This is a genomic window from Streptomyces sp. V4I8 (assembly GCF_041261225.1).
GTDB lineage: Bacteria > Actinomycetota > Actinomycetes > Streptomycetales > Streptomycetaceae > Streptomyces.
Genome location: NZ_JBGCCN010000001.1, coordinates 9,295,601 through 9,311,473, shown reverse-complemented (window position 1 = coordinate 9,311,473; position 15,873 = coordinate 9,295,601). Strand labels below are relative to the sequence as shown.

The window sequence follows — 15,873 nt, the reverse complement described above, 5'->3', positions numbered from 1 at the left end:
CCGTACGCGTCTCCCGCCCTTTCTCCTGCCTCGTCTTCTGGAGCGTTCTGTCGTGCACACCGTTGTCGAGACCGACGTACTGATCGTGGGCAGCGGCCCGGCGGGCGCGTCGGCCGCGCTCGCCCTGAGCACCTATGGCGTGCGCAACATGGTCGTCACCCGGTACGCGAGCCTCGCCGACACGCCCCGCGCGCACATCACCAACCAGCGGACCATGGAGGTGCTGCGCGATCTGGGCGTCGAGGACGAGGTGATCGCCAAGGCGACGCCCCAGCACCTGATGGGCAACACGACCTTCTGTACCAGCCTGGCCGGTGAGGAGCTCGGCCGGGTGCGTTCCTGGGGCAATGACCCGCTGGTGCAGGCCGCGCACGAACTGGCCAGCCCGACCCGTATGTGCGACATGCCACAGCACCTGATGGAGCCGGTGCTGGTGAACGCCGCGATCGCCCGCGGCACCGACCTCCGCTTCAGCACGGTCTACAAGTCCTTCGTCCAGGACGATGCCGGCGTCACGGTCACCGTCGAGGACCGGCTGCGCGGCGACGAGTACACCGTCCGTGCCAAGTACCTGATCGGCGCCGACGGCGGCCGCTCCCAGGTCGCCGAGGACGCCGGGCTGCCCATGGGCGGTCAGATGGGCGTCGCGGGCAGCATCAACATCGTCTTCGACGCGGACCTGAGCAAGTACACCGCGCACCGCCCCTCCACCCTCTACTGGGTGCTGGCGCCCGGCGCCACGGTCGGCGGCATCGGCGCGGGCCTGGTGCGCTGTGTGCGCCCCTGGAACGAGTGGCTGATCGTGTGGGGCTACGACGTGAGCGCGGGCGCCCCCGACCTCACCGAGGAGTACGCGCTGTCCGTCGTACGGCAGCTGGTCGGCGACGACGAGATTCCGGTGACCGTCAAGTCGTCGTCGGCGTGGACGGTCAACGAGATGTACGCGGAGACCTACGCGAACGGCCGGGTCTTCTGCGCCGGTGACGCCGTGCACCGGCATCCGCCGTCCAACGGGCTCGGCTCGAACACCTCCATCCAGGACTCCTACAACCTGGCCTGGAAGCTGAAGCTCGTCCTCGACGGTGTCGCCTCGCCCGGCCTTCTGGACACCTACACCGTGGAGCGCGCGCCGGTCGGCCGGCAGATCGTGACCCGCGCCAACAAGTCCATCGCGGAGACCGCCCCGATCTTCGAGGCGCTCGACGGGCTCTCGCCGCAGACACCCGAGCAGCTGTGGGCCAACATCGCCGCCCGCAAGGACGCCACCGAGGCGGCCGCCAAGCAGCGGGCGGCGCTGCGCGAGGCGATCGCCTTCAAGGTGTACGAGTTCAACGCGCACGGCGTCGACCTCAACCAGCGCTACGCCTCCGCCGCGGTCGTCCCCGACGGCACGCCGGACCCCGGCTCCACCGGCGACCCCGAGCTGCACCACCAGCCCACCTCCCGCCCCGGCGCCAAGCTCCCGCACGCGTGGATCACCTCCGGGACCCGGACCCTGTCCACCCTCGACACCGTCGGCAAGGGCCGCTTCACGCTGCTCACCGGCATCGGCGGCGAGGCGTGGGGGCGGGCGGCCGAGGCTCAGTCCCTCGACGTCGCCACGGTCGTGATCGGACCGGGCCAGGAGTACGAGGACCCGTACGGCGACTGGGCCGGCCTGAGCGGGATCTCCGACGCGGGTGCCCTCCTCGTCCGCCCCGACGGCCATGTGGCGTTCCGGCACGCCGGCGCGCCCGAGGACGCCGAACGGTTGCTCACGGACGCGCTGCGGCGGATTCTCGGGCACGGTTGAGATGGACGCCCAGACGCAGGGGGTCCAGAAGCAGGGGGTCCAGAAGCAGGGGACCCAGAAGCAGGGGACCCAGAAGCAGGGGACCCAGAAGCGGGGGAACGACCGGGAAGCCAGGAAGCGCCAGGAGCCGGGAAGGAGCCGACATGACCGGGGACACGCCGGACACGGTCACTGACGAGGTCGTCGCCAGTCTGCGGGGCGCGGCGGATCCGCGGCTGCGGGAGCTGCTGACCGGGCTCGTCCGGCATCTGCACGCCTTCGCGCGGGAGTCCCGGCTGACGCAGGAGGAGTGGGAGCGGGCGATCGGGTTCCTGACGGCGACCGGACAGATGTGCACGGACACCCGGCAGGAGTTCATCCTGCTGTCGGACGTGCTCGGTGTGTCGATGCTCGTCGAGACGATCAACGAGCGGCACGGCCCCGGCGCCACCGAATCGACGGTCCTGGGCCCGTTCCACATGACCGAGTCCCCGGTGCGCGAGCTCGGCGCGGACATCGACCTGGTGGGCGGCGGCGAACCCTGTGTGGTGAGCGGCCGGGTGCTGACCCGGGACGGCGGCCCGCTGCCCGGCGCGGTCGTCGACGTGTGGCAGGCCGACGGGAACGGCTTCTACGACGTGCAGCGGCCGGACGTACAGCCGCCCGGCAACGGGCGCGGGCTGTTCACGGCGGACGGCGAGGGGCGGTTCTGGTTCCGTACGTGCGTGCCGAGCCCGTATCCGATCCCGACGGACGGACCGGTCGGCGGGCTGCTGGCGGCCACCGGTCGGCATCCCTACCGGCCCGCGCACATCCACTTCATCGCCTCGGCCGCGGGGCACACCCCGGTGACCACGCACATCTTCGTGGCGGGGAGCGACTACCTGGACTCGGACGCGGTGTTCGCCGTCAAGCCGGGGCTCGTCACGGACTTCGCCCCGGTCGACGACCCTTCGGCGGCACGGGAGTTCGGCGTGGCGAACCCCTTCCGGCACGCCCGCTTCGACCTCGTGCTGGAGCGGTCGTGAGCGACATCCTCGACTTCTCCTACGAGGCCCGGCCCGTGCGGGTCGTCTTCCGGCCCGGCGCCGCGGTGTCGGCGACGCCGGGGGAGGTCGAGCGGCTCGGGCTGCGGCGGGTGCTGGTGGTGTGCGGGGAGCGGGGCGCGGAGACCGCGCGGGCGGTCGCCGACGCGCTCGGACCGGCCTGCGCCGGGGTGCACGACCGGGCCCGGATGCACGTTCCCACCGAGGTCGCCGACGTGGCCGTCCAGGCGGCTCGCGCGGCGGGCGCCGACGGGTGCGTGGCGGTCGGCGGCGGCTCGTCGATCGGGCTGGGCAAGGCGATCGCCCTGCGCACCGGTCTGCCGCTGATCGCCGTGCCTTCCACCTACTCCGGCTCGGAGATGACCCCGGTGTGGGGTCTGACCGAGCACGGCGTCAAGCGGACCGGCCGCGACCCCAAGGTGCTGCCCCGCAGCGTGGTCTACGACCCCGAGCTCACAGTCTCCCTGCCCGTACCGCTCTCCGTGACCAGCGGCGTCAACGCCGTCGCGCACGCCGTCGAGGCCCTGTACGCCCCCGACACCTCGCCGCTGGTGGCGCTGATGGCCGAGGAGGGCGTACGGGCGATGGCGCGGGCGCTCCCGGCGGTGGCCGGGGAGCCGACGTCGCTCGATGCCCGCGGTCGCGCGCTGTACGGGGCCTGGCTGTGCGGGTCCTGCCTGGGCGCCACCACCATGGGCCTGCACCACAAGCTGTGCCATGTCCTGGGCGGCGGCTTCGGGCTGCCGCACGCGGGGACGCACACGGTGGTGCTGCCGTATGCCCTGGCCTACAACGCGTCCGCCGCCCCGGAGGCGACGGACGCCGTGGCCCGTGCCCTCGACGCGGCCGATGCGCCGACCGCCCTGTGGGAACTCGCCGGACGCCTCGGCGCACCCCGCTCCCTCGCCGAACTGGGCCTCGCCGAAGCCGACTTGGTGACGGCCGCCGCGCAGGCCGCGGGGCAGGCGGCCTACGCCAACCCCCGCCCGGTCACGGCCGACGGAGTGCTCGCCCTGCTGCGGGCGGCGTACGAGGGCGCACCGCCGACCTCGCCGCCTCGCAACGGCCGCTGACCTCCCCGCCCTTACCTCCTCCACCGTCGCCCCCCCCCACGCGCACTCGAACATCCCCCACGCCCGAAAGAAAGGTGATCAGCATGCCCCTCGGTCTGCTCAGGAGGCGTCGCTCCCGAGGAACGCCGGGTGTTCCGTTGCCCGTGCCGGCCGGTGCGGGTGTCGTGGGCCGCGAGGTCGTGGATCCGGTGGGGCTGCCGATGCGCGGGGCCGACGTGACGGTGACCGCGCTCGACTCGCACCAGGTCGTGGCATCCGGAAGGACGGACCCGTACGGCCTCTTCTTCGCCGCGCTGCCGCCGGGCCGTTACAGCCTCATGATCACGGCCGAGGGCCTGACACCGCACCGGGAGCCGCTGGACGTCGTCGCCGGTCCGCCCCAGCCCGCCGCGCGGGTCCAGCTGACGTCGGCCCGGCAGCTGGAACTACCGGCGCCGGGCACCTGGTTGTTCGACCCGCCGCACACGGCGATCCGGTTCATCGCCAAGCACGTCGGCATGGCCCATGTCCACGGCCGCTTCGAGCGGTTCACGGGCGGTATCCGGGTGGCGCCCGACATGACCGAGTCGCGGTCCGTGCGCATCGACGCGGCCAGCATCACGACGGGCAACAACACCCGGGACAACCATCTGCGTTCGGCCGACTTCCTGGACGTCGAGCGCTACCCGTACATCGACTTCGCCAGCACGCGTTTCGCCTACCGGGGCGGCGCCAAGTGGACGCTGCACGGCTCGCTCACCATGCACGGCGTGAGCCGCTCGGTGGAGCTGGACACGACCTACCTGGGGTCGGTCAACGGCGGCTACGGCGAGGAGCTGCGGTGCGCGGCGCTGGCCAAGGCCGAGCTGCACCGGGAGGACTTCACCCTGAACTGGCGCACCATGCTGGCGCGCGGGATCGCGGTGGTCGGCCCGACGGTTCAGCTGGAGCTCGACGTACAGGCGATGTACCGGACGCACGACACCCCGACCCCGCCCGACTAGGGGGTGTTTCGAAAGTCCCGCACAGCGCCCGCGGCGCCCGGCACGCACCCTAGGCCCGATCCGCCGGACAGACCGGGCCACGGTGGCTGAGAGGTACCTCACGCCCCGGTTACGAATCGCTCAACCTCTGGTTGCGAAGCGATGATCGGGTGAATATGGGGACATGACACTGGCCCAGCGCGCCATGGAACAACTGGAAGTCTGGCCCGACCTCAGCTCGGGCCCGGCCAGTTGCGGCGCAGGGCGGGCACTGCGCTCCGTCCACAGCGAGATCGTGCACTTCCACTCCGACCATGACGTGGACCTGCACCTGACGGCGGGGGCCATCCGGCGCTTCCACGACGATCTCCAGGAGTCGACCGCGATCGGGCTGATCCCCGGCTCGGACTGGGTGACCGTGCATCTCGACTGCGACACTGATGTCGATCTGCTGATGAGCCTGGTCAGTGCCGCGCTCAAGGCCCATCAGAACCGCCCCTCCCCTGCCGGGCGCACGGCAGGGGACGAGTGCAACTTCCGTCGCGTCACGGTGCTGCCCCGCGGTTAGCGACGGGCGGGCGCGCGGCCGGCGCGAGGGCGGGTGACGGTCAGCGCCCGAGTTCGAAGTCGTCCTCCCCCGCCTCCAGCAGGCCCGCGGCCGCGCCGACGATCCGGGGGTCGGGGGTCCCGACGACCTCCTCGTCCTTGTCGGAGTAGTCGAAGCGGGCCAGCACGCTGCGCATGGCCTCGACGCGGGCCCGCTTCTTGTCGTTGCTCTTGACCACCGTCCAGGGCGCGTGCTCGGTGTCCGTCTCACGGAACATGGCGACCTTGGCGGCGGTGTAGTCGTCCCAGCGGTCCAGCGACGCCAGGTCCATGGGGCTGAGCTTCCACTGCCGTACGGGGTCGACCTGGCGGATGGTGAACCGGGTGCGCTGCTCGCCCTGGGACACCGAGAACCAGAACTTGATCAGGTCGACGCCGTCGTCCACCAGCATCCGTTCGAAGGCCGGGGCCTGCCGCATGAAGCGCCGGTACTCGTCGTCGCTGCAGAAGCCCATCACGCGCTCCACACCGGCCCGGTTGTACCAGGACCGGTCGAACATCACGATCTCCCCGGCGGTGGGCAGATGCTCGACGTACCGCTGGAAGTACCACTGTCCGCGCTCACGCTCGGTCGGCTTCTCCAGCGCGACCACCCGGGCGCCGCGCGGGTTGAGGTGCTCGGTGAAGCGCTTGATCGTGCCGCCCTTGCCGGCCGCGTCCCGTCCCTCGAAGACGACGACGAGCCGGCGGCCGGTCTCCTTGATCCAGCTCTGCAGCTTCAGCAGTTCGATCTGCTGGAGCCGCTTGTGCCACTCGTACTCCGGGCGCTCCATGCGCTGCTCGTACGGATAGTTCTCCCGCCAGGTGTCCACCGGGCTGCCGTCCGGCCGGATCAGTACGGGGTCGTCCTGGTCGGTGTAGTCGACGCGCAGCCCTGACAGCAGTTCGGTGTCCATACATACGCATGGAAGCGAGCGCTTTCATACGCGCGGCGAACCCCAGGCAAAGATCACGTAACGCACGGCGTCAGGTGTGGGTGCGGGTGTGTCGCCGTAGTGGGCGTTGCAGGCGTGGATCCCGGCGATGACGAGATCAGCGGGCCGCGGCCTCGACGAGCCGGGCGAGGTTGGCCAGCGCCATACGGGTGCCCGTCTCGTTGTCCGCGGCGGGCACGACGTCGGGGATCCCCTCGTGCACGACCAGCACGTCCGTGCCGCCGTCGGCATCGGTGAGGGTCGTGGTCATCGTCATCGTGCCGCGCAGGGCGGGGTCATCGGTCTCGAACTCGACCTCCTCGACGACCCGTTCGTCCGGCACGAGCTTCACGAAGCGACCGTGGTAGGTGTCGGTGTGCGCGTCCGACTTCCCGGTGCCCGTCGGCAGGTCATAGGTGAGCGAGACCCGGAACGCCCCGCCCTCCCGTCCCTCGAACTCATGCACATGCCCGCTCATACCGTCCGGCACCCGCCACTTCGCGACGGCGTCCGCGTCCAGCAGCGCCCGGTAGACGGCCGCGCGCGAGGCGTTCACATGCCTGGAGACCCGCGTCGAGTACATGGCCTCACGATAGAGGCGCGGGTTCGGGAAGGGGAGCCGGGCGACCCGGATCTCGAACGACCCTCGCCCGCAAGGTGCTGGCGGCCCAGCCCCTCAGCGTGCTGCTGGGCGCCAGGCTGACGGCCTTCGGCGACGGTGAGGCGACACTCGAACTGGACCTTCGCGACGATCTGCTCCAGCAACACGGCTTCGCCCACGGCGGCCTGCTCGGCTACGCGGCGGAATGCGCCGTTCTTCGCCGCGGGTGCCGCGGTCGGTCCCGGCGTGATGACCGCAGGTTTCACCATCGACTTCCTGCGCCCCGCCAAGGGCGAGACCCTGCGCGCCGATGCCCGGGGGATCCGGGCCGGACGTACGCGTGCGGTGTGCCGCTGCGATCTGACGACGGTCGATGCCGACGGCACACAGACCCTGTGCGCGGTGGCCCAGGGCACGATCGCGGTCACCGAGCCCGCGCCGGACACCGAACGCTGCGCATCCTGACCACCCAGCCACCATCCACCCACCCACGACCACGACCACAACCGCGACCGCGACCGCGACCGCGCAGAGAGGCGGCACCCGTGCCCGTCATCGACGCCTGGATGCAGCATCCGACGCCGCGCCACGCCCACCACGAGATGTTCGACTCGCTGCGCCGGTGGGCCGACGGCCTGGAGAAGCGCGACGAGCCCCTGCCGGTCGAGGTCACGGTGGCGGCGCTGGAGGCCGCGGACGTGGAGGTCGGCCTCGCGGCCGCCTGGTACGGGCCGCAGGGCTCGCTGATCGACAACGACGAGGTGGCCGCGTTCGTCGAGCAGGCCGGCGGACGGCGGCGCGGAGTGGCGGGCGCCGATCTCGCCCGGCCCATGACTGCCGTACGCGAACTGCGCCGCGCCGTCGAGGAGTTGGGGTTCGTGGCACTGCGCGTCATCCCGTGGCTGTGGGGGCTGCCGCCCACGGACCGGCTGTACTACCCGCTGTACGCCGCCTGCGTGGACCTCGGCGTGCCGTTCTGCACCCAGGTCGGGCACACGGGGCCGCTGCGGCCGTCGGAGACGGGGCGCCCCATCCCGTACATCGACCAGATCGCGCTGGACTTCCCCGAGCTGACGATCGTGTGCGGGCACATCGGCTACCCGTGGACGACGGAGATGATCGCCGTCGCCGACAAGCACACCAACGCCTTCATCGCCACCAGCGCCTACACCGTCCGCCGCTATCCGCCGGAACTGGTGGAGTATCTGCGGGGCCGGGGCGGCCACAAGGTCCTGTTCGGCTCCAACTACCCCATGATCACGCCGAGTCGGGCGCTGGAACACCTGGACTCCCTGGCCCTGGACGAGGAGACGCGCGAGCTGTTCCTGCACGGCAACGCCCGCCGCGTCTTCGCCCTCTGACAACCTCTGACGACCTCTGACGACCTCTGGCAGTCCCTGAACCTCTGGCAGTCTCTGACGACTTCAAATCCTGGCTCAGCGCACGAGACAGGGCCGCTTCGGGTCGAAGGTCCAGCCGTCGATCAGGTACTGCATGCCGGCGGCGTCGTCGCGGCCGGACAGTGCCTTCTCCTGGTACAGCTCGTGCGCGGCGAGGAGGCGCTCCATGTCCAGGCGGACTCCCAGTCCGGGCGTGTCGGGTACGGCGACCTCGCCGCCGGTGATCCTCGGTGGCTCGACGGTGAGCCGCTCGCGCCCCTCCTGCCAGATCCAGTGGGTGTCCAGGGCGTTGTACTCGCCGGGCGCGGCCGCTCCGCAGTGGGCCATCATCGCCAGGGAGATGTCGAAGTGGTTGTTGGAGTGGCAGCCCCAGGTGAGTCCCATCGCGTGGCACAGCTGGGCGACGCGCACCGATCCCCGCATGGTCCAGAAGTGCGGGTCGGCGAGCGGGATGGACACGGACTGGAGGGCCAGGGCGTGGGTCAGCTGACGCCAGTCGGTGGCGATCATGTTGGTCGCCGTGGGCAGCCCGGTCGCCCGGCGGAACTCCGCGAGGATCTCCCGGCCCGAGTAGCCGCCCTCCGCCCCGCAGGGGTCCTCGGCGTAGGCGAGGGTGCCGGCCAGGGGGCGGCACAGTTCGACGGCCTCGCGCAGGGACCAGGCGCCGTTGGGGTCGAGGGTGATGCGCGCCTCGGGGAAGCGGTCCTTGAGCGCCCGTACGGCCTTGACCTCCTCCGCACCCGGCAGGACTCCGCCCTTGAGCTTGAAGTCGCGGAAGCCGTAGTGCTCGTAGGTGGCCTCGGCCTGACGGACGATCGCCTCGGGGGTCAGGGCCTCCTCGTGCCGGATGCGGTACCACTCGGCGTCGGCGTCGGGTGCGCGGACGTAGTCCAGGTCGGTCCGGTCCGGGTCGCCGACGTAGAAGAGGTAGCCGAGCACCCGTACGGAGTCGCGCTGTCGGCCGTCGCCCAGGAGGGCGGCGACCGGGACTTCGAGGTGCTGGCCGAGCAGGTCGAGGAGGGCCGACTCGACGGCGGTGACCGCGTGCACCGTCGTGCGCAGGTCGAAGGTCTGGGCGCCGCGGCCGCCCGAGTCGCGGTCGGCGAAGTTCGCCTCGATCGCGCGCAGGACGCGCTGGTAGTCGCCCACCCGCGTGCCGACGACGAGTGGTTCGGCGTCGCGCAGGGTTCGCGTGATCTTCTCCCCGCCGGGCACCTCACCGAGGCCGGTACGTCCTTCGGAGTCCTCGATGACGACGACGTTGCGGGTGAAGTACGGGGCGTGCGCGCCGGAGAGGTTGAGGAGCATGGAGTCGCGGCCCGCGACCGGGTAGACGGCGAACTTCGTGACGACGGGTTGGCTCATTGCGGGACAGGTGCCCTTCTCGTGAGTGACGCCGGGGTGGGGAGGGAGCTGGTCGGAGCAGGTGGGCGGGATCAGAGGTTGAGGGCGTCCAGGACTTGCTCCAGCACCAGTACGCCACCCAGACCGAGGATCGCGAGCACCGTCGTGTACGTGGTGCGTGCCTTGATCGCCTCGAGGACGGAGAGGTTGAAGTACTCCTTGAACATCCAGAAGCCCGGGTCGTTGACGTGGGAGAAGGCGATCGAGCCGCAGGAGACGGCGAGCACCATCACCTCGGGATGGACGCCGCTGCCCGCGAGCAGGGGCAGCGCCACGCCGGAGGCGGTGACGACGGCGACGGTCGCGGAGCCGAGGGCGACGCGGAGGATGGCCGCGATCAGCCAGGCCAGGACGATCGGGGAGATCGACCAGCCGTCGGTGACGTCCTTGATGTAGTCGGAGATGCCGCCCTCGACGAGGACGTTCTTGAAGGCGCCGCCCGCGCCGATGACGAGCAGGATCATCGCCATCGCCTGGGCGGCCTCCTTGCACGAGGCGCTGACCTCGGCCAGGCTGCGGCCGATGCGCGGGCCGAACGCCCAGATCGCCACGAGCAGGGTGAGCAGCAGGGCGATCGGCGCGGAGCCGATGAAGGCGATGAAGTGCGCGAGGCCACCGTCGCCGGAGCCGGCCAGGTCGGTCACCGCGGCGCCGGCGATCAGCACCACCGGCAGCAGGGCCACGGACAGCGACCAGCCCAGGCCGGGCATCTCGTCGTCCTCGAAGACCCGCTCGCTCACCAGGCCTTTGGGGATGGAGGGGTTCATCGCCCGGACGAACGGGAGGCGCGGCCACAGCAGGGCGATGGACGCGCCGACCGGGACGGCGATGAACAGGCCGTAGAACAGGGTGAGTCCGACGGACGCGTGGAAGGTGGCGGCCACCGCGGTGGGGCCGGGGTGCGGCGGCAGGAAGCTGTGCATGGTGGACAGCGCGATCGACATGGGCAGCCCCACCCACAGCAGGTTCGCCCGGGTGACCCGGACGAGGGTGAAGGCGATCGGCACGATGATGACGAAGGCCACCTCGTAGAACATCGTCACGCCGATGAGCATGGCCGTCAGCACCATGGCCACCTGCACCCAGCGCGGCCCGCACACATCGAGGAGCCGGCCGGCTATCCGCTGGGCGGCGCCGGAGTCCCCCATCACCCGGCCGACCATGGCACCGAGCCCGATGGTGAGCATGGTGTCGCCGATCTGGTCGCCGATGCCCTCGGCGAGCACGTCCGGGATCTTCTCCAGCCCGATCCCCTGCACCAGGCCGACGCCCACCGCCACCAGGAGCAGGGCGGCGAAGCCGTTCAGCCGGAGCTTGGTCATCAGGACGAGCAGGACCAGCACACTGATCCCGACCACCACGAGCGGCATATGTCAGTTCTCCTTTGAACGCCGACCGCCGATGTTCACCCCGCTGAACGGGGTCCCCACATGAAGACGTCGTCTACATATGAAGACGGAGATTATGTTCATGGATGGCCAAGGTCAATGGGTCTACGCCGGTCGATTCACCTGGGGCACCCTCACCGGCCGCCTCCGCGCCCACGGAGCCGAACCGGGCGGTACGCCGTGCCCGCCCGCGGGTACCCGTCCCCGTGTAACACCCTCCTGAGGAGATGACTCGGATGCTGTTCCTCGGACTGCTCCTCCTCGCGGCCAGCGGCGTCTTCACCGGTCTGGTCATCGCCGACAACCTCTCGGGCGGCCCCGAGTACGCCGTGTCGGTGGTCGGCCAGGACATCGCGACCATGAACACGCTGGCCGTCTTCTGCTCGGGTCTCGCCCTGGCGCTCATCTTCTGCCTGGGCCTGTTCCTGGCCAGGAGCGGTGCGGCACACCACCGACACGGCAGGCCGCGGCGGCACCGGGCCCGTCACGTCTCCCCGTTCCGCAGAACCGCGGATCCCGACGCACGGGCCTGACTCGAACCAGCACGACCCGAAGCCCAAAGGCCCGAAAGCCCAAAGGCCCGCAACCCGAAAACCCGAAAACCCGAACAGCATGAGCGGATCAGGTGGTGCCGATGGTCGGCGACACGGACGACGACATCCAGGCCCGGCGGAACGGCGAGAGCGGCCATCGGGCCGTGCCGCACACGGCCGACGTGCGGATCGAGGCGTGGGGCGTGAGCCGGGAGCGCTGTCTGGTGGAGGCGGCGCTGGGCATGGTGGAGTGCTTCGCCGACGTCACGGCGGTGCGGCCCACCTCCATGGAGCGGGTACGGCTCGCGGAGAACAGCGACGAGGAACTGCTGACGGCGCTCCTCGACGAGGTCGTCTTCCGTCTCGACGTGGACGGCCGCGTGCCCGTGGACCTGGAGGCCGACACCACGGACGGCGACCTCGACGTCCGGCTCGCACTCGCCGAGCTGGGGGACGTGGAGGTCACCGGCGCCACGCCGAAGGGCGTCTCCTGGCACGGGCTGCGGATCGGGCCGGATCCGTACGGGTGGTCGTGCGCGGTGACCGTGGACGTGTGAGGTACGGCGGCCCCGCCCCCCCCAGCGCTTCCCCTCACACCACCCCACTCAGCGCTTCACTCCACTCGGCGCGTCGCCCGTCAGCTCAGCCCTTCACCACCCCCAAGGGCACGAGCCGGGCCACCGTCCGGCACAGTCCCGCAGCCTCGCTCGCGGCCACCACCTCGCTCACGTCCTTGTACGCCTCGGGCGTCTCCTCCGCGAGACCGCGCAGCGAACGCGGGCGTACCGCGATGCCCGCCGACTCGAGCCGGGCCCGCACTTCCCGGCCGGCCACCGCGCGTGCGGCCCGGTGGCGGCTGAGGACGCGCCCCGCGCCGTGGCAGGTGGAGAAGAACGCGTCCCCGCCCGCGACCCCGACCAGGACGTACGAGGCGGTTCCCATCGTCCCGGGGATCAGCACCGGCTGGCCGGCCTGGCGCAGATCGTCGGGCAGCTCCGGATGGCCGGGCGGGAACGCGCGGGTCGCGCCCTTGCGGTGGACGCAGAGCGTACGGCGGGCTCCGGCCACCGGGTGGGACTCGATCTTGGCGAGGTTGTGGGAGACGTCGTACACCAGGGACAGCCGGGTGCTCGCGGCACGGCGGAAGACCCTGCGGGCCGCGTCGGACAGCAACTGGCGGTTGGCGCGGCCGTAGTTGGCCGCGGCCGCCATCGCGCCGAGGTAGCGCCTGCCCTCCGGGGACTCGACCGGCGTGCAGGCCAGCTGGCGGTCGGGGACCCTGATGCCGTAGCGGGCCATCGCGCGGTCCATCAGCCGGACGTGATCGGTGCAGATCTGGTGGCCGAGGCCGCGGGAGCCGCAGTGGATCATCACGCACACCTGGCCGACGGTGAGCCCGAACGCGGCGGCGGCGCTCGCGTCGTACACCTCGTCGACGCGCTGTACCTCCAGGAAGTGGTTGGCCGACCCGAGGCTCCCGACCTGGCCGAGCCCGCGCTCGCGCGCCCGCGCGCTCACCTGGTCCACGTCGGCGTCGGCGACCGCCCCGCCGTCCTCGCAGCGGGTCAGGTCGCGCTCCTCGCCGTGCCCCTCCGCCACCGCGTACCGTGAGCCGCCCCGCAGGATCCGCTCCAGCTGCCCGGGGCCGGTCAGGTGCCAGACCCCACCGGGGCCGGCGCCGCGCGGGATCGCCCGGTCCAGGCCGTCCATCACCGCGGGCAGCGCCGGTTCCAGCCCCTTCCCGTCGGTGTCGGCGGTGAGCAGCCGTACGCCGCAGGAGATGTCGAAGCCGACCCCGCCGGGCGAGACGACCCCGCCGTCGGCCACGTCGGTCGCGGCGACGCCGCCGATGGGGAAGCCGTAGCCCCAGTGGATGTCGGGCATGGCGTACGAGGCGCCGACGATGCCCGGCAGCGTGGCCACGTTGACCACCTGCTCCAGCGACTTCTCGGCGTCCCGCAGGAGCTTCCGCGACGCGAAGACCACGCCCGGCACCCGCATCTGCCCGTGCGGATCGATACGGAAGCGGTGGGGAGCTTCCTCGACCAGTTCCATGACGGCCTCCCGCACCTCGGCCCGGCCCGCTCCGGCGTCCGGCATCGCAGGTGCGGGGTACCCGCTCGGGGCGGGTCGTACCGCGGCCCCGGCCACGCGCGCAGCCTGGGCCACCCCGTACCGTTGAGGCATGAACGGCGGCACGGTCACGCTGTTCGTCTGCGGTGACGTGATGCTCGGACGCGGCGTCGACCAGATCCTGGCCCGGCCCGGCGACCCGGTGCTGCGGGAGGGGTACGTCACGGACGCGCGCTCCTACGTGAGCATGGCGGAGTCGGTGAGCGGCCCGATCCCGGCCCCCGTCGACCCGTCCTGGCCGTGGGGCGAGGCGCTGTCGGTGCTGGAGTCGAACGCCCCGGACGTCCGGATCGTCAATCTGGAGACGTCGATCACGCGCAGTGCGGCGTTCGAGCCCGGCAAGGCGGTCCACTACCGCATGGATCCGGCCAATCTGCCCGCCCTCAGGGTGGCCCGGCCCGATGTCTGCGTCCTGGCCAACAACCATGTGCGGGACTTCGGCCGCGCGGGCCTGGAGGAGACGCTCGACGTGCTGCACGGAGCGGGTCTGCGGACGGCGGGCGCGGGACGGAGCGCCGAGGAGGCGTACGCGCCGGTGGCTCTCCCGCTCCCGCACGGCGGCCGCGTGCTCGTCTTCGCCCTCGGCGCCGGTACCAGCGGCGTCCCCGCGGGCTGGGCGGCGACGGCGGACCTGTCCGGTGTCGCCTACGTGCCCGAACTGACGCCCGCCACGGCCGCCGCCGCGGTTCGGCACATCCGGCAGGTGAAGCGGGCCGGCGACCTCGTGGTCGTGTCCGTGCACTGGGGCTCCAACTGGGGCTACCTCGTCCCCCGGGACCAACGCCGCTTCGCGCACGCCCTGGTGGACGGCGGTGCCGACGTCGTCCACGGCCACTCCTCGCACCACCCGCGCCCCGTCGAGGTCTACCGCGGCCGGCTGATCCTGCACGGCTGCGGCGACTTCATCGACGACTACGAGGGCATCCCCGGCTACGAGCAGTACCGCGACGACCTCCGCATCGCCTACTTCGTGACGCTGGCGGCGGACACGGGCGACCTCACCGACCTGCGCATGGTGCCCCTGCTCGCCCGCCGCATGCGCCTGGAGCCCGCCCCGCCCGAGGACCGCGCCTGGCTGCACTCGACCCTCGACCGCATCAGCTACGGCGCCCACCTCGCCGTCGCGGCGGACGGCGCGCTCACCCTGACGCGGCCCGCCGCACGAGCCACCCCATGAACCGCCCCCCGGGGAGCCTCACTCGCCGCGCAAGGCCTCCAGCACATCGGCGTCGGTCAGCTGCCCGAAGTCCTCGTACCACTCCCCGACCGCGCTGAACAGCCTCGGCTGATGCAGGCAGACGAACTCGTCGACCTCCCGGCGCAGTTCCCCGGCCGCCTCCGGTGCGCAGACCGGTACGGCCAGGACCAGACGCTCGGGCTCCTGGTTGCGTACGGCGCGCAGGGCGACACGTGCGGTCGAGCCGGTCGCGACACCGTCGTCGACGACTATGGCGGTACGGTCGCGCAGGCTCGGAGCCGGCCGGCCCTGCCGATAGCGCTCCTCGCGCCGCCGCAGCTCCTTGCGCTCCCGCTCCACCACCGGCGCCAGATCGGCCTCGCTCAACCCCAGCCGGTACAGCGTCTGCTCGTCGAAGAGCGGCGGGTCGTCGCCCGCGAGCGCGCCCACGCCGAACTCCTCGTGGAACGGTGCCCCGATCTTGCGTACGACGAGCACGTCCAGCGGAGCCTCCAGCGCCCGGGCGATCTCCCGGGCGACCGCGACGCCGCCCCGGGGCAGCGCGAGGACCACGGGATGCGGAAGGGTGCCCTTCTCCTGCCGGATGCGCAGCTGTTCCGCCAGCTCCCGCCCGGCCTCCTTGCGGTCACGGAACTGCATGGGCTTCCCCTTCCGTCCGTCGCCGCGTACCCCACCCACCGGTACCGGACACACCAGGGCCCTCGTCCGGCCGCCGACGTCACACGGGTCTGGACCGCTCGGACAGGACTGGCTTAGGGTTCCGGACGGCAAGCGCTTTCTAGCCTGGCCATGCCAAGCCATGCCCTGCCATGCAGGGCCCTGACCACGCCGAGGCCCTGACCAC

Annotated in this window: 15 protein-coding genes and 1 pseudogene; 10 read left to right on the top strand and 6 right to left on the bottom strand. The window is 71.7% G+C overall.

Features of this window, described 5'->3' with window-relative positions; translation table 11 throughout:
- Positions 1–52: 52 nt before the first annotated feature.
- From ABIE67_RS42320 to ABIE67_RS42300, 5 genes are all read left to right on the top strand, one after another.
- Complete coding sequence (locus ABIE67_RS42320; RefSeq protein ID WP_370266883.1) at positions 53–1,792, top strand: FAD-dependent oxidoreductase; 1,740 nt, start codon at positions 53–55, stop codon at positions 1,790–1,792.
- Positions 1,793–1,935: 143 nt separating this feature from the next.
- Complete coding sequence (locus ABIE67_RS42315) at positions 1,936–2,799, top strand: intradiol ring-cleavage dioxygenase (protein WP_370266882.1); 864 nt, start codon at positions 1,936–1,938, stop codon at positions 2,797–2,799.
- Positions 2,796–3,890 (top strand): maleylacetate reductase, encoded by a 1,095-nt coding sequence (locus ABIE67_RS42310; protein WP_370266881.1) that lies wholly within the window; start codon positions 2,796–2,798, stop codon positions 3,888–3,890. The genes ABIE67_RS42315 and ABIE67_RS42310 overlap by 4 nt, the downstream gene beginning before the upstream one ends.
- Before the next feature lie 83 nt (positions 3,891–3,973).
- Entirely contained in the window at positions 3,974–4,873 is a 900-nt protein-coding gene (locus tag ABIE67_RS42305; protein ID WP_370266880.1) for a YceI family protein, read from the top strand.
- Positions 4,874–5,036: 163 nt separating this feature from the next.
- Positions 5,037–5,420: a luciferase family protein gene (locus tag ABIE67_RS42300; RefSeq protein WP_370266878.1), complete on the top strand. Its 384-nt coding sequence runs from the start codon at positions 5,037–5,039 to the stop codon at positions 5,418–5,420.
- Between the two features lie 40 nt (positions 5,421–5,460).
- On the opposite strand, the gene ppk2 is transcribed toward ABIE67_RS42300, so the two are convergent.
- Complete coding sequence (gene ppk2, locus ABIE67_RS42295) at positions 5,461–6,354, bottom strand: polyphosphate kinase 2 (RefSeq protein ID WP_370266877.1); 894 nt, start codon at positions 6,352–6,354, stop codon at positions 5,461–5,463.
- Between the two features lie 136 nt (positions 6,355–6,490).
- Positions 6,491–6,955 carry an SRPBCC domain-containing protein gene (locus ABIE67_RS42290; RefSeq protein ID WP_370266876.1) on the bottom strand — a complete coding sequence of 155 codons (465 nt, stop codon included), beginning with the start codon at positions 6,953–6,955 and terminating at the stop codon, positions 6,491–6,493.
- A gap of 74 nt (positions 6,956–7,029) precedes the next feature.
- Between ABIE67_RS42290 and ABIE67_RS42285 the strand changes: the two are divergent.
- Together ABIE67_RS42285 and ABIE67_RS42280 are read left to right on the top strand one after the other, a co-directional pair.
- Positions 7,030–7,438: pseudogene (locus ABIE67_RS42285) on the top strand (PaaI family thioesterase).
- Positions 7,439–7,518: 80 nt separating this feature from the next.
- A complete protein-coding gene (locus ABIE67_RS42280) occupies positions 7,519–8,334 on the top strand; it encodes an amidohydrolase family protein (RefSeq protein WP_370266875.1) in 816 nt (271 codons plus the stop codon).
- A 75-nt stretch (positions 8,335–8,409) separates the two neighbouring features.
- Here the strand turns inward: ABIE67_RS42280 and ABIE67_RS42275 are convergent, their stop codons facing one another.
- On the bottom strand, positions 8,410–9,738 hold the full coding sequence (locus tag ABIE67_RS42275; protein WP_370266874.1) for an enolase C-terminal domain-like protein: 1,329 nt from the start codon (positions 9,736–9,738) through the stop codon (positions 8,410–8,412).
- A gap of 71 nt (positions 9,739–9,809) precedes the next feature.
- Entirely contained in the window at positions 9,810–11,147 is a 1,338-nt protein-coding gene (locus ABIE67_RS42270; protein WP_370266873.1) for a gluconate:H+ symporter, read from the bottom strand.
- A 245-nt stretch (positions 11,148–11,392) separates the two neighbouring features.
- On the opposite strand from ABIE67_RS42270, the gene ABIE67_RS42265 reads away from it, so the two are divergent.
- A complete protein-coding gene (locus ABIE67_RS42265) occupies positions 11,393–11,698 on the top strand; it encodes a hypothetical protein (RefSeq protein ID WP_370266872.1) in 306 nt (101 codons plus the stop codon).
- 101 nt (positions 11,699–11,799) lie between these two features.
- Entirely contained in the window at positions 11,800–12,255 is a 456-nt protein-coding gene (locus ABIE67_RS42260) for an archease (RefSeq protein WP_370266870.1), read from the top strand.
- Between the two features lie 85 nt (positions 12,256–12,340).
- Here the strand turns inward: ABIE67_RS42260 and ABIE67_RS42255 are convergent, their stop codons facing one another.
- Positions 12,341–13,753 carry an RtcB family protein gene (locus ABIE67_RS42255; RefSeq protein WP_370269470.1) on the bottom strand — a complete coding sequence of 471 codons (1,413 nt, stop codon included), beginning with the start codon at positions 13,751–13,753 and terminating at the stop codon, positions 12,341–12,343.
- A gap of 130 nt (positions 13,754–13,883) precedes the next feature.
- Here ABIE67_RS42255 and ABIE67_RS42250 point away from each other — a divergent pair, with 130 nt between their 5' ends.
- A complete protein-coding gene (locus ABIE67_RS42250) occupies positions 13,884–15,008 on the top strand; it encodes a CapA family protein (RefSeq protein ID WP_370266869.1) in 1,125 nt (374 codons plus the stop codon).
- Between the two features lie 18 nt (positions 15,009–15,026).
- Here the strand turns inward: ABIE67_RS42250 and ABIE67_RS42245 are convergent, their stop codons facing one another.
- Positions 15,027–15,668, bottom strand: coding sequence for a phosphoribosyltransferase (locus ABIE67_RS42245; protein ID WP_370266868.1), 642 nt, complete (start codon positions 15,666–15,668; stop codon positions 15,027–15,029).
- Between the last annotated feature and the right edge of the window lie 205 nt (positions 15,669–15,873).